Here is a 19,387-nt window from a genome sequence, read left to right as displayed (position 1 = left end):
TCAGTTGTCTTCCAGTTCCATGTTGATGGCCAGCGAGCGGATTTCCTTCACGAGCACGTTGAAGGATTCCGGCATGCCCGCGACCATCTCGTGCTCACCGTCGACGATGTTCTTGTACATCTGGTTGCGGCCCTGCACGTCATCGGACTTCACCGTCAGCATTTCCTGCAGGGTGTAGGCCGCGCCGTAGGCTTCCAGCGCCCAGACTTCCATTTCACCGAAGCGCTGGCCACCGAACTGCGCCTTGCCGCCCAGCGGCTGCTGGGTGACGAGCGAGTACGGACCGGTCGAACGGGCGTGCATCTTGTCGTCGACCAGGTGGTTCAGCTTCAGGTAGTGCATGTAGCCAACGGTGGTGTGGCGATCGAAGGCTTCACCGGTGCGGCCGTCGTACAGCTGGGTCTGGCCACTGCTCGGCAGGTCGGCCAGTTCCAGCATGCGCTTGATTTCCGCTTCGGTGGCACCGTCGAACACCGGGGTGGCCATCGGCACGCCGTCGGTCAGGTTGCGGGCCAGGCGCAGCAGTTCCTCGTCGCTGAACTGCGACAGGTCGACACGGTTGGCCACGTTGGTGTCATCGTGGTTGTAGATGTCGTCCAGGAACTTGCGCAGGTCGGCCACGGCCGCCTGGGCTTCCATCATCGCCTGGATCTTGCGACCCAGACCCTTGGCTGCCCAGCCCAGGTGCACTTCCAGGATCTGCCCGATGTTCATACGCGACGGCACGCCCAGCGGGTTCAGCACGATGTCCACGGTTTCGCCCGAGGCCATGTACGGCATGTCCTCGACCGGCACCACGTTGGACACCACACCCTTGTTACCGTGGCGGCCTGCCATCTTGTCGCCCGGCTGGATGCGGCGCTTCACGGCCAGGAACACCTTGACCATCTTCAGCACGCCCGGGGCGAGGTCGTCGCCGGCGGTGATCTTGCCGCGCTTGTCGGCGAAGCGACGCTCGAATTCCTTCTCGTGCGCCTGGATCTGCTTCTGTGCGCGCTCGATCGCTTCCGAGGCGTCCTCGTCCTTCATGCGCAGGGCGAACCAGTCGGCCTTCTTCAGACCGTCCAGGAAGGCGTCGGAGATCACGTCGCCCTTCTTCAGGCCGGCGCCACCGTTGACCACCTTGCCCACGATCTGCGAACGCAGACGCATGTAGATGGCCGCTTCCAGGATGCGGAACTGGTCGTCGAAGTCCTTCTTGACGCGCTTGATTTCAGATTCTTCGATCTGACGGGCGCGCTTGTCCTTCTCGATGCCATCACGGGTGAAGACCTGCACGTCGATGACGGTGCCGTCCATGCCCGGCGGAACGCGCAGCGAGCTGTCCTTCACGTCCGAAGCCTTCTCGCCGAAGATCGCGCGCAGCAGCTTCTCTTCCGGGGTCAGCTGGCTTTCGCCCTTCGGGGTGACCTTGCCGACCATGATGTCGCCGGCGCGGACTTCGGCACCGATGTACACCACGCCGCTTTCGTCCAGGCGGTTCAGTGCCTGCTCGGACACGTTCGGGATGTCGGCGGAGATTTCTTCCGGCCCCAGCTTGGTGTCACGCGCGACGCAGGTCAGCTCTTCGATGTGGATCGTGGTGTAACGATCCTCTTCCACCACGCGCTCGGAGAGCAGGATGGAGTCTTCGAAGTTGTAGCCGTTCCACGGCATGAACGCGATCAGCATGTTCTGGCCCAGGGCCAGTTCGCCGATGTCGGTGGACGGACCGTCGGCCAGCACGTCGCCGCGGGCGATGATGTCGCCCACCTGGACCAGCGGACGCTGGTTGATGCAGGTGTTCTGGTTCGAACGGGTGTACTTGACCAGGTTGTAGATGTCCACGCCGGCATCGGTGGCGCCGACGATTTCTTCTTCAACCACCTTCACCACGATGCGCGCGGCGTCGATCTGCACGATCTCGCCACCACGACGGGCATTCACGGTCACACCCGAGTCACGGGCCACGGCGCGTTCGATGCCGGTACCCACCAGCGGCTTCTGCGCACGCAGGGTCGGCACGGCCTGGCGCTGCATGTTGGCGCCCATCAGTGCACGGTTGGCGTCATCGTGCTCCAGGAACGGAACCAGCGCGGCTGCGATCGACACGGTCTGCATCGGCGAGACGTCCATGAAGTGGACTTCTGCCGGCGGCTTCAGCAGCGATTCGCCCTGGAAGCGGCAGGGAACGAACTGCTCGGTCAGCACGCTGTTGGCGTCGGTCAGCGCGTTGGCCTGCGCAATGACGTACTCGTTTTCTTCGATGGCCGACAGGAATTCGACTTCGTCGTACACCTTGCCGTCCACGACCTTGCGGTACGGGGTCTCGAGGAAACCGTACTGGTTGGTGCGGGCGTACACGGCCAGCGAGTTGATCAGGCCGATGTTCGGGCCTTCCGGGGTTTCGATGGTGCAGACGCGGCCGTAATGGGTCGGGTGCACGTCGCGCACTTCGAAGCCGGCGCGCTCACGGGTCAGACCGCCCGGGCCCAGGGCCGAGACGCGACGCTTGTGGGTCACTTCCGACAGCGGGTTGTTCTGGTCCATGAACTGCGACAGCTGCGAGGAGCCGAAGAACTCCTTGATGGCTGCGGCGACCGGCTTGGCGTTGATCAGTTCCTGCGGGGTCAGGCCTTCGGATTCGGCCATCGACAGGCGTTCCTTGACCGCGCGCTCGACGCGGACCAGGCCCACGCGGAACACGTTCTCGGCCATTTCACCGACCGAACGCACGCGACGGTTGCCCAGGTGATCGATGTCATCGACCACGCCGCGACCGTTGCGGATCTCGGTCAGGACCTTGATCACGTCCAGGATGTCGGAGCTGTCGCCGTGGGCGGCAACCAGGCGCTTGGACTCTTCGTCGTTACGCTCGCCGTAGTACTTGCGGTCGTACAGCACGGCTTCGCCGGTGGTTTCCTTGCGGCCCACGCGACGGTTGAACTTCATGCGGCCGACCGCGGACAGGTCGTAGCGCTCGAAGGTGAAGAACAGGTTGTGGAACAGGTTCTGCGCGGCATCCTTGGTCGGCGGCTCGCCCGGACGCATCATGCGGTAGATTTCGACCAGGGCTTCCAGCTGGGTCTTGGTCGGATCGATGCGCAGGGTGTTGGACAGGTACGGGCCACGATCCAGGTCGTTCACCCACAGGGTGCCCACCGCATCGACGCCGGCCTTGCGGAAGTTCTGCAGCTGTTCGTCGCTGATTTCGTCGTTGGCCTGGGCCAGCAGTTCACCGGTCGAAGCATCGACCACGTCGTGCGACAGGATGCGGCCGACGATGTAGTCGTCCGGCACGGCCAGGGCGGCAATGCCCGAGGCTTCCAGCTGCTTGATGTGGCGCGCGGTGATGCGCTTGCCGGCTTCCACGATGACCTTGTCGCCGTCGGCGAGGTCAAAGCCCAGGGTCTCGCCACGCAGGCGCTCGGGCACCAGCTCCAGCTGGACGCCTTCATCCGGGTTGATGTGGAAGGTGTTGATCTCGAAGAACTCGGCCAGCATCTCTTCGTTGCTGTAGCCAAGCGCGCGCAGCAGGATCGACACCGGCAGCTTGCGGCGGCGGTCGATACGGGTGAACAGCGCGTCCTTCGGGTCGAACTCGAAGTCCAGCCAGGAGCCGCGGTAAGGAATGATGCGGGCGCTGTACAGCAGCTTGCCCGAGCTGTGGGTCTTGCCACGGTCGTGGTCGAAGAACACACCCGGCGAACGGTGCAGCTGCGAGACGATGACGCGCTCGGTGCCGTTGACGATGAAGGTGCCGTTTTCGGTCATCAGCGGGATTTCGCCCAGATAGACCTCCTGCTCCTTCACGTACTTGATGGCCTTGGTCGACGACTCACGGTCGTAGATGACCAGGCGCACGGTCACGCGCAGCGGCGCGCCGTAGCTCATGCCACGCTGGCGGCACTCACGCTCGTCGAAGACCGGGTCGCCCAGCTTGTAGCCGACGTATTCCAGGGCCGCATTGCCGCTGTAGCTGGCGATCGGGAAGACCGACTTCAGCGCAGCGTGCAGGCCGTAGTCGGCGCGCTTGGCCGGATCGACGTTTTCCTGGAGGAAATCACGGTAGGAATCCACCTGGATGGCGAGCAGGAAGGGAACTTCCAGGATCGAGCGCTGCTTGCCGAAATCCTTGCGGATGCGCTTTTTTTCGGTGAACGAATAGGACGTCATGAGGTCTTCCACCTTGTTGTGCGGGTCGTGCGTCCACAACCCGAAGGGAACTTGAAATTGTCAGTTGGAAGTCGCTGGTATTGCCGGCACCAGCACGCCTTCTCCCGCTACTTCCAACTGCCAACTCGTCTGCTACCACGCCCCTGCTGCCGCGCGCTGCGCTGGCCGGCCGGGGTTTGACTGCAGCCCGTGTTGGGCTTTTTCCTGCTTTTGAAACAGTCGACTAACAGTCGACTCTACCGGTACCGCAGGAACGACCAAAGGCCGGGGGCTTACGCCCCCAGCCTTGGCTGCATCGCCGTGAATCGATGACGATGCAAGGGAAGTGCTTACTTGACTTCGACAGTCGCGCCAGCAGCTTCCAGGTCCTTCTTCATCTTCTCGGCTTCGTCCTTCGAAGCGCCTTCCTTCAGGACGCCACCGGCTTCGGCCAGGTCCTTCGCTTCCTTCAGGCCCAGGCCGGTGATGGCGCGGACGGCCTTGATGACTTCGACCTTCTTGTCGCCAGCCGACTTCAGGGTGACGGTGAATTCGGTCTGCTCTTCAACAGCGGCAGCCGGGCCAGCGGCAGCAGCCACGGCAACCGGAGCAGCGGCGGAGACGCCGAACTTTTCTTCGATGGCCTTGACCAGCTCCATCACTTCCATCAGGGACTTCTCGGCGATGGCGTCGACGATCTGTTCGTTGGTAAGGGACATGATAATTACCTTTGGATGTTTTTCTGGATTGAGGTTCCGTCAGGAACCACGATTAGTCGAAACTCAGGCGGTCTCGGCGGCCGGTTCAGCAGCGTCGGCGGCGACGTCGCCACCACCCTGCTTGTCGCCGATTGCCTTGATGGCGCGGGCAAACATCGTGACCGGCTCGGTCAGGACGCGGGCCAGCATGGCCAGGGCCTGGTCGCGGGTCGGCAGCGATGCCAGCACGTCGACGTGGCTTGCCGGGAACACTTCACCACCGATGGCGACGACCTTAGCCTTCAGCTTGTCGTTGCCCTTGGCGGCTTCCTTGATCAGGCGACCGGCTGCGCCGGGCTCCTCGAGCGAGAACGCGTACAGCAGCGGACCAACCATCTGGTCCTGTGCGACTGCGAACTCGGTGCCTTCAACAGCGCGCGACGCCAGGGTGTTCTTGACAACCTTCAAGAAAACACCGGTTTCACGAGCCTGCTTGCGCATCGCGGTCATCTGAGCGACCGTGGTGCCAGCGTATTCAGCTGCGATCAAGGAGTGGGCCTTGGCGGCGACGTCTGCCAGCTCGGCGACTACTTCTTGCTTCTGGGACAGATTGAGAGCCATTGCACTCCTCCAATTGAACTCCGCTTACGGCTCCTGCCGTGTGCGGTCCTGTGCGGCATCCGTCCTGGACGCCGGGAACATCGGAATGATGCTCCGGGGGTGGGCCGTTCCAGACCTGGAGTGCAATCGGGGAAGATCCCAGACGTGCGTGAACCAGAAAAACTCCAGAAGGGCACCATCTACGCAGGTTGATTCCGAAGAATCGATTAAGCGGTCATTGCTGCTCCGGCGGCGACTCCCTGCCATATCGAGCTTCCGTGCCCGTCGCCGGTATTGCCACGACCGCGCCTGCGGTCTTTGACGGCTACCGCCAGCGATGGACTGCCGGCGACGCCTTCAAATGTCACGGTCACGGTGCCCGAGGGTACCGTGACCGCTTGAAACAATTACTTCAGGGTCAGCGACGACTGGTCGACGGTGACGCCCGGGCCCATCGTCGAGCTGACCGAAACCTTCTGCAGGTAGGTGCCCTTCGAGGTGGCCGGCTTGGCCTTGATCAGGTCCAGCAGCAGCGCGGTCAGGTTCGACTTCAGCGCGTCTTCGGCGAAGTCGGCCTTGCCGATGGTGCAGTGGATGATACCGGCCTTGTCGGTGCGGTAACGGACCTGGCCCGACTTGGCGTTCTTCACGGCTTCACCCGGGTTCGGGGAAACAGTGCCGACCTTCGGGTTCGGCATCAGGCCGCGCGGGCCCAGCACGGTGCCCAGCTTACCGACGACGCGCATGGCGTCCGGGGTCGCGATGACGACGTCGTAGTTCAGATCGCCGGCCTGCATCTTCTCGGCCAGGTCGTCCATACCGACGGCTTCGGCGCCAGCGGCCAGGGCTTCGTCAGCCTTGGCACCGGCCGGAGCGAACACGGCAACGCGGACCGACTTGCCGGTACCAGCCGGCAGCACGGTGGAGCCACGGACCTGCTGGTCGGACTTCTTCGCATCGACGCCCAGGCGCACGGCAACGTCGATCGACTCGACGAACTTGGCCTTGGTGGCGCTCTTCAGGATGTTGATCGCGTCCTCGAAGGCGTACGACTTGCCCGGGACAACGGCGGCCTTGATGGCCTTCTCACGCTTGGTCTGTGCCATCTTATTAACCCTCCACCACGAGGCCCATGGAACGGGCAGAGCCAGCGATGGTACGCACGGCGGCGTCCAGGTCGGCGGCAGTCAGATCCGGTTCCTTCGCCTTGGCGATCTCTTCCAGCTGCTTACGGGTGACCTTGCCGACCTTCTCGGTGTTCGGGCGCTTGGAGCCCGACGAGATGCCAGCGGCCTTCTTCAGCAGGGTGGTGGCCGGGGTGCTCTTGGTGATGAAGGTGAACGTACGGTCCGAGTAGGCCGTGATGATCACCGGAACCGGCAGACCCGGCTCGAGCTTCTGCGTTGCAGCGTTGAACGCCTTGCAGAATTCCATGATGTTCAGGCCGCGCTGACCCAGCGCAGGACCGACCGGCGGCGAGGGGTTGGCCTGACCGGCCTTCACCTGCAGCTTGATGTAACCGACAACTTTCTTTGCCATTTGAGTGCTCTCCGGGTGCTAGCGCCTTTCGACAACAGGCTCCCCATCGGACCGGGAATCACGCGTCCCGGCATCGCGTTTTGAAATCATGCCGAAGGCCACCTTGCGGCGGCCTGGCTCCGCTGGCATCCCAGCGGGAGCCGCGCACTATAGCAGGTTTTTTCTTCACGTGCCTGAAGCAGCACGTAAACGAAGGAAACCGGGCAATGCCCGGTTCCTTCTGTAGCGTCGAGCCATGCTCGACTGCACCACCGTCCGAGGCCAGGAGTCGAGCATGGCTCGACTCTACAGCCAGTCAGACGGCCTTTTCGACCTGCCCGAACTCGAGCTCGACCGGGGTGGCACGACCGAAGATCAGCACCGAGACGCGCAGACGGCTCTTCTCGTAGTTGACTTCTTCGACGACGCCATTGAAATCGTTGAACGGGCCGTCGGTGACGCGGACCATCTGGCCCGGCTCGAACAGCACCTTCGGGCGCGGCTTTTCCACGCCTTCCTGAACGCGATTCAGGATGGCCTCGGCTTCGGAATCGGCGATCGGCAGCGGACGATCGGCGGTCCCGCCGATGAAGCCCATCACGCGCGGGGTTTCCTTCACCAGGTGCCAGCTTTCGTTGTCGATGCGCGGAATACCGGCTTCTTCGTGGGTCTCGATCTGGACCAGCACGTAACCCGGGAAGAACTTGCGCTCGGAACGACGCTTCTGGCCGGCACGCATCTCGACCACTTCTTCGGTCGGGACCAGGACGTCGCCGAAGCGCTCTTCCATGCCGTCACGGGCGATGCGATCACGCAGGGCCTGCGCAACCGACTTCTCGAAGCCCGAATAGGCGTGAACGACGTACCAACGCTTCATGCATTTCTCCTTAGCGGCTCAGGAACCACTGAGTCAGTTTCTGGATCAGGAAGTCGAAGCCACCCAGCAGCAGGCTGAGGATGACTACCACGACAATCACGACCCAGGTCATGCGAACGGCTTCCTGGCGCGTCGGCCAGACCACTTTGCGCAGTTCGAAGCGCGACTCGGAGAGGAATTCGCGGGTGTCGCGCCCCTTGCCGGTCAGCATGAACACGCCGACACCGCCAACCAGACCGACCACCACCGCCAACGCACGCAGCTGACCCGTCCACGCCCCCAACTGGGTGGCACGACCGGAATCAGCGGAGAACCAGAACCAGACGAACAGACCAGCCAGCACCAGCAGCGAGGCCAGGGCGTACTTGACGATATCCCCACCGGTGGCGGAAGTATCCTTGGAGTGTTCGATCTTGCTATTCATCGGGCTATATCTGCTTTAGCGACGGCTGGGCCGCTGGATAGGGTGGCAGATGGCACGCCAGGAGGGACTCGAACCCCCAACCTGCGGTTTTGGAGACCGCTGCTCTGCCAATTGAGCTACTGGCGTACAGATTGAAACTTGCCTTCCCTTAGACGGCGAAGGCGGACCGAGGTTCCCGGCCCGCCACTCGCGCAACCGGCAGTGCTAAGCAACCGCCGGTCTTGCAGGATTACTCGAGGATGCTGGCAACCACGCCCGCACCGACGGTACGACCACCTTCGCGGATGGCGAAGCGCAGGCCGGCGTCCATGGCGACCGGGTTGATCAGGGTGACAACCATCTTGATGTTGTCGCCCGGCATCACCATCTCGACGCCTTCCGGCAGCTCGACCGCACCGGTGATGTCGGTGGTACGGAAGTAGAACTGCGGACGGTAGCCCTTGAAGAACGGGGTGTGACGGCCACCTTCATCCTTCGACAGCACGTAGACTTCGGCGTCGAACTTGGTGTGCGGCTTGATCGAACCCGGCTTGGCCAGAACCTGGCCACGCTCAACGTCGTCACGCTTGGTGCCGCGCAGCAGCAGACCGGCGTTGTCACCTGCCTGACCCTGGTCCAGCAGCTTGCGGAACATTTCGACGCCGGTCACGGTGGTCTTCTGCACCGGACGGATACCGACGATTTCGATTTCTTCGCCGACCTTGATCACGCCGCGCTCGATACGACCGGTCACCACGGTGCCGCGACCCGAGATCGAGAACACGTCTTCCACCGGCATCAGGAACGGCTTGTCGACGTCGCGTTCCGGGGTCGGGATCCAGCTGTCGAGAGCATCGACCAGCTTGATCACGGCCGGCACACCGATGTCGCTCTGGTCGCCTTCCAGCGCCAGGCGGGCCGAACCCGAGATGATCGGGGTGTCGTCGCCCGGGAAGTCGTACTTGCTCAGCAGCTCGCGGACTTCCATTTCGACCAGTTCCAGCAGCTCGGCATCGTCAACCATGTCGGCCTTGTTCAGGAACACGACGATGTACGGCACGCCGACCTGACGCGACAGCAGGATGTGCTCGCGGGTCTGCGGCATCGGGCCGTCAGCGGCCGAGCACACCAGGATCGCGCCGTCCATCTGGGCGGCACCGGTGATCATGTTCTTGACGTAGTCAGCGTGGCCCGGGCAATCGACGTGGGCGTAGTGACGGGTGGTGGATTCGTATTCGACGTGCGCGGTCGAGATCGTGATGCCACGCGCCTTTTCTTCCGGCGCGGCGTCGATCGCCGAGTAGTCCTTGAATTCACCACCGAAGCGCTCGGCACCGATCTTGGTCAGTGCGGCGGTCAGCGTGGTCTTGCCGTGGTCGACGTGACCGATGGTGCCGACATTGACGTGCGGCTTGGTGCGCTCGAACTTACCCTTGGCCATGGCTGCTTATCTCGAATTCGTCTGAGAGGTGATGCTTAAGATGGTGCTCACGAAAGGAATCGAACCTTCGACCTCTTCCTTACCAAGGAAGTGCTCTACCGACTGAGCTACGTGAGCCGAGTTTTGCATTATGACACGAACTCGATAATATTCAAAGTTCATTCAATGGAGCGGGAGACGGGAATCGAACCCGCACCATCAGCTTGGAAGGCTGAGGTTCTACCATTGAACTACTCCCGCGCCGGGAATGTCACAACGTGAAACTGGTGGAGGGAGGTGGATTCGAACCACCGAAGGCGTAAGCCAGCAGATTTACAGTCTGCCCCCGTTGGCCGCTTGGGTATCCCTCCTTACCGCCCCATCCCGTGCCGCCGAAGCGGTGCGGTGTGTGGTGGTGAGCCGCTTATTCTGCTGATGAGGTGGGGGGCTGTCAACGCTTTTTTCCACTTTTTTCACACGTTGTTGCAAACCCCTTGATGCACAAGGTTATTGCCCGGGAAGCGGCAGCGGATCGCTGGCGAAAATAGCGACATGTGGCACACCGTCGGCGCCAATCCAGCCCCGATACATGCCCTGGGTGTTGAACGGCGTGGCCATTTTTCCGTCTGCGGCGAGCACGATCGCACCACCGTCGCCGCCCATCTTCGGAATCATCTCGTTGATCACCGCCCTCCCCGCCTGTTCCGGCGACTGCGCCTGGTAGCGGATGCGCGCGCAGATCTCGTGCGCCGCCGCGGTACGGATGTAGTACTCGCCCCAGCCGGTACCCGACACGGCGCACTGTGGATCAGCCCAAGTGCCGGCGCCGATGATCGGCGAATCGCCGACCCGGCCGTAGCGCTTGTTGGTCATGCCGCCGGTGGAGGTGCCTGCCGCCAGATGGCCGTGTGCGTCCAGGGCCACCGCACCGACCGTGCCGAAGTGCCTGGCCGTTTCCAGATCGGCATGGGCCTGGCCACTGGCCTCTTCCTTCAGTGCCCGCTGCAGCTGCTGCCAGCGCTTGTCGGTACGGAAGTAGGAGGGATCGACCAGGGCAATGCCCTGCTCGGCAGCAAACGCCTCGGCCCCCTGCCCCACCATCATCACGTGGCGGGATTTCTGCATGACCGTCTGCGCCAGCAGGATTGGATTGCGCACCCGCTGCACGCCCGCGACCGCACCGGCCGCCTGGCTGGCGCCGTCCATCACCGCCGCATCCAGTTCATTGCGCCCGTCATGGGTGAACACCGCGCCCTTGCCGGCATTGAAGGTTGGGTCGTCCTCCAGCACGGTGATCGCGGCGGTCACTGCGGCCAGCGCCGGGCGGCCCGCGGCCAGCTCGGCATGCCCCTTCAGCAGCGCTGCCTTCAAGGCCTCGCGCGCCGCCTTCTCCTCGGCTGGCGACAGGTCCTTGCGTTCCACGCCGGCGCCGCCATGGATGACCAGCAGCGGTGAGGGCGCAGCCGCCTGCGCGAGCAGGGGCAGGGACAACAGAGCAGACAGCGCCAGGCGCAGTTTCATCGGGTACGTCTCCAAGGAATGGGGTCCGGTAGCGCCGGGCGCTAGCGGCGGGTGAGCTCGAGCAGGCCGTCGTCGATGTCGGCCAGCATCTGATCGTCCACGTCGGCCTGGAAATCATCAAGCCGCAGCCGGCCACCCGAGGCGACCACCGTGACCGGCACGGCATGGAAGCGCAGCGGTTCGCCCTCGACCAGGTGGTCGGCACCACGCCCGGGGCGCACCACCCAGACCCGGCCCTGCCCGTCCGCGCTGTAGACGCGCGCCTGGCCATCGGGCTCCACGCACAGCGCGGTGTCTTCGTCCACGCCGATGCCGACGATGTCCGGATCGCCACTGTCCTGCGCGGCCCGGGCGACAAAGACGATCAGACGGCCCAGGCGGTCGCGCTTGTCGAAATGGGTGTCGGTGACCACGCGCTGCAGGTAAGGCATCTTCAGGAAGCCATGGTCGAGGGTGACTGCCGCGCCGCGCGGGTCGGCCAACGCACTGGCCGAATCGATGCTGCCGCCATCCAGCGCGCCGTACGCATAGCCGCCCAGGATCGCCAGCCCGGCACTGGTTCCGGCGATCGGCTTGCCGGCGCGGACGTGGGCGTCGAGAGCCCGATTGAGCGCAGTGCCCTTCCAGAAGCGGATGTAGCGGGCCTGGTCGCCACCGGCGATGAAGATCGCGTCGGCGGCCGCTACCACCCGCAGCACGGCGGGATCGTCGGCACCGCGGCGACTGTCGAAGACCAGGGTCTGGACTGCGGTGGTGCCGCCGATGTCGTTGTGCAGGCGTTGTTGCAGGTCGTCACCGCCGGACGCGCGCAGGATCAGCACACGGCCGTTGCCTGCCTGCCGCAGCCACCACTGGAAGGCCGCCGGCACCCACTCGCCGCCGCCCATCAGCATCATTGCCGGCGCGCGCGGGCCCGGCCGGGGCGCGTCGAGGTCGCCGGTCTCGTAATAGGCAAAGCCGGGATCCTGCAGGGTCTGTGCAGCGGCCGGGAATGCCCACGCCAGCGCCATCCCCGTGTACAGGGCCAGGCGAAGCCAGAGACCGGAAAAGGCCTGTCGCATGCTGATCTCCCTGAACAGAATCGACTTGCAACCGTTTTCACTCTTTGCCAGATAGGAAGACAGTAGTCAAGGACATAAAAAAGGCGTTAAATGCGCGCGCCCATCCGGGAAAACTGAATGGGGGACAGGGCCCCTCCTCTGCGGGCCGGCATCACTTCCGGGAATTCTTCATGCGTAGACAGGCGATGGCGTGGTCGATCCAGCTGGCGTTGATGGGGGTGGCTGCTTCGGCCGCAGCCCAGGACCCGGCGACCGCTTCGGTTCAACAATTGGACGCGGTGCAGGTCACCGGCTCGCGCATTCCGCGTGCGCAGGTGGAAGGCCCGGCACCGATCACCGTGATCAGCGCTGAGCAGATCCAGTCGTCCGGCTTCACCAGCGTGCCGGACGTGCTGCGCGCGATGACCCAGAACGGCGGTGAGACGCAGAGCCAGCAGTCGTCCAGCGGTGCCGACTTCTCGCCCGGCGCACAGCAGGTCGATCTGCGCGGGCTGGGCCCGAACCACACCCTGGTGCTGGTCAACGGCCGCCGCATTGCCGACTTCCCGATGCCGTTCCAGGGCCGCAGCAACTTCACCGACGTGTCCAACATTCCGCTGGGCATGATCGAGCGCATTGAAGTACTGACCGGCAGCGCCTCGGCCATCTACGGCTCGGACGCGATCGCCGGCGTGGTCAACTTCATCCTGAAGAAGCAGGCCGATGGCACCACGGTGGACGTGCGCATGGGCACCACCACCGAAGGAGGCGGCGATTCGTTCGACATGAGCCTGGCCAGTGGCTTCAGCCGCGGCAACTTCAACGCGGTGTACAGCGTGGAGCTGCAATCGCAGACCCCGCTGTGGGCGTACGAGCGCGAACAGCAGGATTCGACCCAGGACGGCCCCACCGAGGGCTCGCGCATCGCCCGCCGCGCTTACCTGCGCACCGACTACAACGATGACTACCTGGACCCGGGTGCGGCCACCTGCGATGCCCTGGCCGGGCAGAACAACGGCAGCACCTACCATGCCTTCCGCCCGCGCTACGGCTACTACTGCGGCAGCGATGCGTCGATCGGCTACGGCACCATCCTCAGCAAGCGCCGCGGCGCCAATGGCTACGCCTCGCTCAGCTACGACTTCGACAACGGCCAGCAGTGGTTCGCCGATGTGCAGCTGGGCTACCACAGTCTGGCGCTGATGCGCGATGTCACCTCCTGGGGCCGCATGGCGCCCGATGGTGACGAGTCGGGCTACTTCAACAATGCCGCCACCGGTGAAATCGAGTTCTGGCAGCGCCAGTTCTCGCCGGAGGAAATGGGAGGCCTGCGCAACGCCATGGTGCGCAGCACGCAGAAGACCTTCAGCGTGACCACCGGCTTCAAGGGCAACCTGACCGGCAACTGGGATTACGAAGCGGCCCTGAGCCATTCGCAGTACCAGTCGCGGATCAGCTGGCCGCAGATCGTGGCGGCCAAGGCCAACGATCTGTTCTTGGGCCCGCAGCTGGGCGAGGATGACGACGGTTTCCCGATCTACAACGCCGATCCGGACCGCCTGTACCGTCCGCTGACCCGCGCCGAGTACGATTCGATCGCCGCGCGCACCACCTATACGCCGAAGTCGCGCACGGAAACGGCCGCCTTCACCCTGACCAACGGCGCGCTGTTCGGCCTGCCCGGCGGCGATGCCGGTTTTGCCGCCACCGTGGAAGTGGGCCAGCAGGCGTACGCGCTGAATCCCGATCCGCTGGCCACGCAGTACTACTACTACAGCTGGAAGGATTCCAACGGCGAAGGCTCGCGCAACCGCTGGGCCACCGCCGCCGAGCTGCGCATGCCGCTGCTGGACAGCGTGAACCTGAGCGTGGCCGGCCGTTACGATCAGTACCGCTATTCGGGCAACACGATCGGCAAGGCCACCTGGAGTGGTGGCCTGGAATGGCGCCCGATCGACACCCTGCTGGTGCGCGGTTCCTACGGCACCGCGTTCCGTGCACCGGACCTGCACTACGTGTATGCCGGCCCCGGCAACGACGAGACCGCCGGCAACGACTACTACGGCTGCCTGAGCGACGGCGCCGATGACTGCAGCGATTACGAAGAGAACCTGGTGCGCAGCCGCGAAGGCAACCGCCGCCTGGACCCGGAAACCAGCACCTCGTGGAGCGCCGGTTTCGTCTGGTCGCCCGGCGGCGGCTTCGACATCAGCGCGGACTGGTTCGACATCGACATGCGCAACCAGGTGCAGGACATGAACGTGGACGCGATCCTGCGCGACGAGGCGGCCTGCCGCCTGGGCGAGCTGGACGCCACCTCGGCCACCTGCGTGGATGCCCTGGCCCGGGTGACCCGCACCGACGACGGCCGCCTGTACGGCGTGCACGTGAACCCGGTGAACATCGCCCGCGAGCGCACCCAGGGCGTGGACGTGGGCCTGCGCTGGCGCGTGCAGACCGGCATCGGCGAGTTCTCCTTCAACGGCAACCACACCTGGGTGAAGAAGCACGACTTCCAGCAGTTCCCGGGCGACCCGGTAGAAGACCAGTTCGCGGTGAACAGTGGTTTCGACATTCCGCGCACCAAGACCAGCCTGAGCGTGACCTGGGAAAAGGCGGCGTGGTCGGCCACGGTGTACGGCTCGCGGCTGGGCAAGCTGCCGACCTCGGACAGCTATGACCAGGTGTTCGACTGGGACAGCGGCGACAGCCCGTACATCAGGGCGACCTACCGCTACAACGCGTCGGTGCAGTACCGCTTCGACGACCACGCGCGGCTGTCGCTGTCGGTGGTGAACGTGTTCAACAAGATGCCGCCGAAGGACGCCACGTACACGGCGTACCCCTACTACGACGTTTCCTGGTTCGACACGGTGGGGCGCACGATCAACCTGCAGTACACCCACAAGTTTGGTGGCAGCGCGCTGTAAGCGCCCTGCCCCGATGGCCCCCGGCAACCCCCGCAACGGCGGGGGTTGTCCGTTTCAAGCTGAACGGTGGCCGTGCACGGCCACGTCGGCAGCGCGCGCCCGCCGCTTTTAGGACATGGCTGATTCCGGGGCTCTGGGGGCCTGCCTAGCATCAGGGCATGTTCCGCTTTCTCCGCCCTTCGCTGCCCCAGGTCGCCCTGCCGACCACCGCCTCGGTGCTGCTGCGCTGGCTGACCGTGTGCGTGTTCCTGTGCTTGGCCGCAGCGGTCGGTTTCTACCTGGTGGGTGCGCTGACCGAGGATGTGTCCACCCATCGACGCGACATGAACGCCGCCGCCTACCGCGCACAGATCTACTTCGACCAGCGCGAGGCCCTGCTGCGCTTCCTGAACGATGCGGTGGTGACCACCGACCCGGCGGCAGCGCCGGCCGACAACGAAGGCGTGCGCCAGCTGCCGCTGAACGGGCCCGGCGGCCGTCCCGGCCAGCGCCTGCTGCTGCCGGAGCGAACCGAGCAGACCCTGCAGCTGCTGCAGACCCACCTGCTGCTGATCGATGCCCGCGGCACGCACTGGCTGGCCGGCGGCCGCGCCGATGTCGATGTCGATGTCGATATAGGGCAGCTGCCTGCACCGCACGCCCTGCAGGTGCGCAGCGGCAGCCTGGCCCGCACCGACCCGGTGTACTGGCTTCGCGCTGGCGACAAAGGCGTGGCCCTGGCCCAGCCCATCCAGCCCGGCGCGCACCCCGCGCAGTGGCTGGTGCTGCTGCTGGACAGCGCCGCCGCGTCGGCGATGATCGACGGCCAAGGCATCGGCGGCTACGCGCTGCTGGACCGGCAGGGGTACCCCACCCTGTCCAGTGTGGCACCGCGCTTGGACAGCGCAGGTTGGAAGACCCTTCAGCAACGCCAGGACGACAGCTTTGGCGCGATCTGGAGCGGCGGCGTGCCGCGCGGCGTGGCCCTGGTCAAGAGCGTGGGCAATGACGGCTGGCGGCTGGTCTACCACCTTCCGCCCCGCCTGTTGCTGGGCGACCTGGCTATGCCGCTGCTGGTCTGCGCCGGCTTCCTTGTGCTGGCCGGGATTGCCTTGCGTCTGCTGCGGCTGCGGATCGACCGCCAGTTGCTGCAGCCTGCGCTGCTGCAGCACCGCCGCCTGCTGGAAAGCCTGGATTTCAGTTCCACCGTGATCGACCTGGCCCCGGTGGGGATCTGTGTCCTGCGCCGCAGCGACCGCCATCTGCTGCTGTCCAACCAGCTGCTGCGCGACTGGTTGGGCGAAGACAGCCAAGACAGTGACTGGCAGGCGCCCTGGCGCGACCACGCTGGCGAACGCGGCCGCGGCCTGGAATTCACCACCCATGACGGGCGCCAGCTGCAAGTGCTGCACGCCGCCTGCCGCTACCAGGACGACGATGTCCTGCTCTGCGTGTTCCATGATATTTCCCGCCATCGCCAAGTGCAGGCTGCGCTGTCCTCGGCACGGCAGGCGGCCGATGCGGCCAACCAGGCCAAGAGCGCTTTCCTGGCGACCATGAGCCACGAGATCCGCACGCCGCTGTACGGCGTGCTGGGCACGCTAGAACTACTGGGCCACACCGCCCTGGATGCGCGCCAGTCGCAGTACCTGCGCACCATCGCCAGCTCTTCGTCGGTGCTGCTGCAGCTGATCAGCGATGTGCTGGACGTATCGAAGATCGAATCGGGCCAGCTTAGCCTGGAAACCAGCGCATTTTCCCCACGCGAACTGACCGAATGCGTTCTGCGCAGCTTTGCCGCCGCCGCAACCCGCAAGGGACTGCAGATGCTGGTGTGTACCGATCCGCAGCTGCCGACGCGCGTGCTGGGTGATGCCGACCGCATCCGCCAGGTGCTGGGCAACCTGCTGAACAACGCGATCAAGTTCACCGACCACGGCCGTGTGGTGCTGCGCGTGCGCGTGGTGCAGCGCGATGGTGAATCCAGCGTGCTGGCCTGGCAGGTGACCGACACCGGGGTGGGCATTGCGGCCGACGAGCAGGCACGCCTGTTCGAACCCTTCCGCCAGGTGCGCGGCACGGCCAGCGCGCAGGGCACCGGCCTGGGCCTTTCGATCAGTGACCGCCTGGTGCGCCTGATGAGCGGCGAACTGCGGGTGGTGAGCGAGCGCGGCCTGGGCAGCAGCTTCACCGTGCGCCTGCCGCTGCCCGTTGTGGCCGGCGCCGATGATGGCCCGGTCCTGTTGCCCGAACCCCCGGTCTACGTTCGCGGCCGCGACAGTGAACTGGTCGACAGCGCGGTGGGCTGGCTGCGGCGCTGGGGCGCCAGTGCGCAGCCGCTGCACGGCGACCCGGCGCTGCTGGACCGCGATGGCGCGATCCTGATGGAGGGGGAGGCCGAATTTCCGCTGGACTGGCGTGGGCCGCGCGTGGTCGCGGCGATCGAGGGTGGCGAGCAGCCCACCGAAAGTGCCGATGGCAGCCTGCTGGTCACCCTGCATGGCATCGGTGCGATCGGCCGAGCCGTCGCCCGCCAGCAAGGCCAGCGTGCGCCGCAGCCCGAAGCCGTGCGGGCCGCCGCGCCGGTTGCACTGGGCCTGCGCGTGCTGGCGGTGGAAGACAACCCGATCAACCGGGTAATTCTGGGCGAGCAGCTGCAGGCACTGGGCTGCGAGGTCGAGCTCGCCCACGACGGGCTGGAGGCGCTGCAGTTGTGCCGCGCGCAGGACTTCGACCTGGTGGTGACCGACATCAACATGCCACGCATGGATGGCCACACCCTTGCCCGCCACCTTCGTGCCGAGGGCAACCCGGTGCCGGTGATCGGTGCCACTGCCAATGCCACCGCTGAAGAACGCGACCGGTGCCTGGCCAGTGGCATGCAGGGCTATCTGAGCAAGCCCATCGACATCGCCGGCCTGCGCAAGGCGCTGGCCGCCATTCGCCAAGGAGATCCCACATGATTCCGCGCGCCCTCGATCCGTCTGCCACCGCACAACGCATCCTGATCCTGGAAGACCAACCGTTCCAGCGCGGCTTTCTGTTCAATCTGTTCAGTGCCCGCGCCGGTGTGCACGTCGACGCCTGTGAGGACGTGGAAGCGGCTATCGCGCTGTGCGCCTGCCAGCCCTACGACTTGGTGGTGAGCGACCTGCTGATGCCCGGCCAGGACGGCATCCAGTTCATCCAGGCATTGGCCGTGCAGCCGCGACCGCCGCGGCTTGCGGTGGTCAGTGCGGCATCGCGGCGGATGATGACTTCGGCACGGCTGATGGCCGAATCACTGGGTCTGGACGTGGTCGGGCTGCTGCCCAAACCGGTGGCGGCCGCCGACGTCGATGCGCTGTTCCAGGCACTGGCACAACCCCGCGCGCCCGCCGCCAGGGGCCCCGCTGTGGCCCTGCCCGAACCGGACGCGCCGCAGATGCGTGCCGCGCTGGCCGATGGCAGCCTGACCGCCTGGTTCCAGCCGAAAAAATCGCTGCAGTCCGGGCGCGTGGTTGCCGCCGAGGCGCTGGTGCGCTGGACCCACCCGCAATTGGGCACGCTGGCGCCCGGCAGCTTCCTGCCCGCGCTGTGCCGGCACGGGCTGGAAGGGGAGCTGCTGCGGGTGATGCTCAAGGCCAGCGTCCGCGCGCAGGCTCGCTGGCGCGAACAGGGCTTCCGCGTACCGGTGTCGATCAACCTGCCGCCGCACCTGCTGGAACAGCCTGACCTGCCCGACGAACTGCTGGCGCTGACCCTGGCCCACGGCGGCACGCCGGGCCTGCTGTGCTTCGAACTGATGGAAAACAGCACCACCAGCCACGTCAGCGATTTCTATGCCGGCGCCTGCCGCCTGCGCATGAAGGGCTTTGGCCTGGCCCAGGACGACTTCGGCCAGGGACTGAGTTCAGTGCATAACCTTGTCAGTACGCCCTTCACCGAGGTCAAGATCGACCGTGCACTGGTGAGTGGCTGCGCGCGTGATCCGGCCTTGCACCTGACCCTGTCTACGGTCATCTCGTTGGCCAATCAGCTGGGACTTACCATCGTCGCCGAGGGCGTGGAAAGCGATGCCGACCTGGCCGCGCTGCGCCAGTTGGGCTGCAACCAGGTGCAGGGTTTCCTGATCTCGCAGGCGCTGCCATCGGACGAGTTCACCCGGCTGCTGGATGAGGAAACGCCGTCGTCCGCTCACGCGTTGTCGATGGCCTGCGTGCACTGACAGCGCGTGCAGGCTTCACGAATCCATCAAGCAGTATTGACGATCCTGTCCGGGCGCGCG

13 protein-coding genes and 4 tRNA genes are annotated in these 19,387 nt (G+C 65.1%); 3 read left to right on the top strand and 14 right to left on the bottom strand.

Features of this window, described 5'->3' with window-relative positions; all coding sequences use genetic code 11:
* From rpoB to C1922_RS04205, 14 genes are all read right to left on the bottom strand, one after another.
* Positions 1–4,155 carry a DNA-directed RNA polymerase subunit beta gene (rpoB, locus tag C1922_RS04275; RefSeq protein WP_108751480.1) on the bottom strand — a complete coding sequence of 1,385 codons (4,155 nt, stop codon included), beginning with the start codon at positions 4,153–4,155 and terminating at the stop codon, positions 1–3.
* Between the two features lie 329 nt (positions 4,156–4,484).
* Positions 4,485–4,853, bottom strand: a complete 369-nt coding sequence (rplL, locus tag C1922_RS04270) for a 50S ribosomal protein L7/L12 (protein WP_108748652.1) — start codon at positions 4,851–4,853, stop codon at positions 4,485–4,487.
* Positions 4,854–4,916: 63 nt separating this feature from the next.
* Entirely contained in the window at positions 4,917–5,453 is a 537-nt protein-coding gene (gene rplJ, locus C1922_RS04265; protein WP_108748651.1) for a 50S ribosomal protein L10, read from the bottom strand.
* Positions 5,454–5,839: 386 nt separating this feature from the next.
* Positions 5,840–6,538, bottom strand: coding sequence for a 50S ribosomal protein L1 (gene rplA / locus C1922_RS04255; protein WP_108748650.1), 699 nt, complete (start codon positions 6,536–6,538; stop codon positions 5,840–5,842).
* 4 nt (positions 6,539–6,542) lie between these two features.
* Positions 6,543–6,971, bottom strand: coding sequence for a 50S ribosomal protein L11 (gene rplK, locus C1922_RS04250; RefSeq protein WP_004145248.1), 429 nt, complete (start codon positions 6,969–6,971; stop codon positions 6,543–6,545).
* 295 nt (positions 6,972–7,266) lie between these two features.
* Positions 7,267–7,827 (bottom strand): transcription termination/antitermination protein NusG, encoded by a 561-nt coding sequence (nusG, locus tag C1922_RS04245; RefSeq protein WP_108748649.1) that lies wholly within the window; start codon positions 7,825–7,827, stop codon positions 7,267–7,269.
* A 10-nt stretch (positions 7,828–7,837) separates the two neighbouring features.
* On the bottom strand, positions 7,838–8,251 hold the full coding sequence (gene secE, locus C1922_RS04240; RefSeq protein ID WP_108748648.1) for a preprotein translocase subunit SecE: 414 nt from the start codon (positions 8,249–8,251) through the stop codon (positions 7,838–7,840).
* Between the two features lie 50 nt (positions 8,252–8,301).
* Positions 8,302–8,377, bottom strand: a tRNA-Trp gene (locus C1922_RS04235).
* 103 nt (positions 8,378–8,480) lie between these two features.
* On the bottom strand, positions 8,481–9,671 hold the full coding sequence (gene tuf, locus C1922_RS04230; protein WP_108748647.1) for an elongation factor Tu: 1,191 nt from the start codon (positions 9,669–9,671) through the stop codon (positions 8,481–8,483).
* A 41-nt stretch (positions 9,672–9,712) separates the two neighbouring features.
* Positions 9,713–9,788, bottom strand: a tRNA-Thr gene (locus C1922_RS04225).
* A 49-nt stretch (positions 9,789–9,837) separates the two neighbouring features.
* A tRNA-Gly gene (locus tag C1922_RS04220) sits at positions 9,838–9,911 on the bottom strand.
* 24 nt (positions 9,912–9,935) lie between these two features.
* Positions 9,936–10,021: transfer RNA gene (locus tag C1922_RS04215), tRNA-Tyr, on the bottom strand.
* A 136-nt stretch (positions 10,022–10,157) separates the two neighbouring features.
* Complete coding sequence (locus tag C1922_RS04210) at positions 10,158–11,171, bottom strand: isoaspartyl peptidase/L-asparaginase (RefSeq protein ID WP_108748646.1); 1,014 nt, start codon at positions 11,169–11,171, stop codon at positions 10,158–10,160.
* A 41-nt stretch (positions 11,172–11,212) separates the two neighbouring features.
* Positions 11,213–12,181: a cyanophycinase gene (locus C1922_RS04205; RefSeq protein ID WP_234413504.1), complete on the bottom strand. Its 969-nt coding sequence runs from the start codon at positions 12,179–12,181 to the stop codon at positions 11,213–11,215.
* 221 nt (positions 12,182–12,402) lie between these two features.
* Here C1922_RS04205 and C1922_RS04200 point away from each other — a divergent pair, with 221 nt between their 5' ends.
* From C1922_RS04200 to C1922_RS04190, 3 genes are all read left to right on the top strand, one after another.
* Entirely contained in the window at positions 12,403–15,141 is a 2,739-nt protein-coding gene (locus C1922_RS04200; protein ID WP_108748644.1) for a TonB-dependent receptor, read from the top strand.
* 158 nt (positions 15,142–15,299) lie between these two features.
* Positions 15,300–18,083: a response regulator gene (locus tag C1922_RS04195; RefSeq protein ID WP_108748643.1), complete on the top strand. Its 2,784-nt coding sequence runs from the start codon at positions 15,300–15,302 to the stop codon at positions 18,081–18,083.
* Positions 18,080–19,327, top strand: a complete 1,248-nt coding sequence (locus C1922_RS04190) for an EAL domain-containing response regulator (RefSeq protein ID WP_108748642.1) — start codon at positions 18,080–18,082, stop codon at positions 19,325–19,327. Before C1922_RS04195 ends, C1922_RS04190 begins: the two co-directional genes overlap by 4 nt.
* Positions 19,328–19,387 lie beyond the last annotated feature (60 nt).

Origin of the sequence: Stenotrophomonas sp. ZAC14D2_NAIMI4_7 (genome assembly GCF_003086675.1) — a bacterium.
Taxonomy (GTDB): Bacteria; Pseudomonadota; Gammaproteobacteria; order Xanthomonadales; family Xanthomonadaceae; genus Stenotrophomonas.
This window is presented reverse-complemented; position numbering and strand designations above follow the sequence as displayed.

Bases quoted from the DNA above. Each gene is read 5' to 3' on its own strand.
- rpoB (WP_108751480.1), bottom strand. From the start codon at position 4,155: ATGACGTCCTATTCGTTCACCGAAAAAAAGCGCATCCGCAAGGATTTC.
- rplL (WP_108748652.1), bottom strand. From the start codon at position 4,853: ATGTCCCTTACCAACGAACAGATCGTCGACGCCATCGCCGAGAAGTCC.
- rplJ (WP_108748651.1), bottom strand. From the start codon at position 5,453: ATGGCTCTCAATCTGTCCCAGAAGCAAGAAGTAGTCGCCGAGCTGGCA.
- rplA (WP_108748650.1), bottom strand. From the start codon at position 6,538: ATGGCACAGACCAAGCGTGAGAAGGCCATCAAGGCCGCCGTTGTCCCG.
- rplK (WP_004145248.1), bottom strand. From the start codon at position 6,971: ATGGCAAAGAAAGTTGTCGGTTACATCAAGCTGCAGGTGAAGGCCGGT.
- nusG (WP_108748649.1), bottom strand. From the start codon at position 7,827: ATGAAGCGTTGGTACGTCGTTCACGCCTATTCGGGCTTCGAGAAGTCG.
- secE (WP_108748648.1), bottom strand. From the start codon at position 8,251: ATGAATAGCAAGATCGAACACTCCAAGGATACTTCCGCCACCGGTGGG.
- tuf (WP_108748647.1), bottom strand. From the start codon at position 9,671: ATGGCCAAGGGTAAGTTCGAGCGCACCAAGCCGCACGTCAATGTCGGC.
- C1922_RS04210 (WP_108748646.1), bottom strand. From the start codon at position 11,171: ATGAAACTGCGCCTGGCGCTGTCTGCTCTGTTGTCCCTGCCCCTGCTC.
- C1922_RS04205 (WP_234413504.1), bottom strand. From the start codon at position 12,181: ATGGCGCTGGCGTGGGCATTCCCGGCCGCTGCACAGACCCTGCAGGAT.
- C1922_RS04200 (WP_108748644.1), top strand. From the start codon at position 12,403: ATGCGTAGACAGGCGATGGCGTGGTCGATCCAGCTGGCGTTGATGGGG.
- C1922_RS04195 (WP_108748643.1), top strand. From the start codon at position 15,300: ATGTTCCGCTTTCTCCGCCCTTCGCTGCCCCAGGTCGCCCTGCCGACC.
- C1922_RS04190 (WP_108748642.1), top strand. From the start codon at position 18,080: ATGATTCCGCGCGCCCTCGATCCGTCTGCCACCGCACAACGCATCCTG.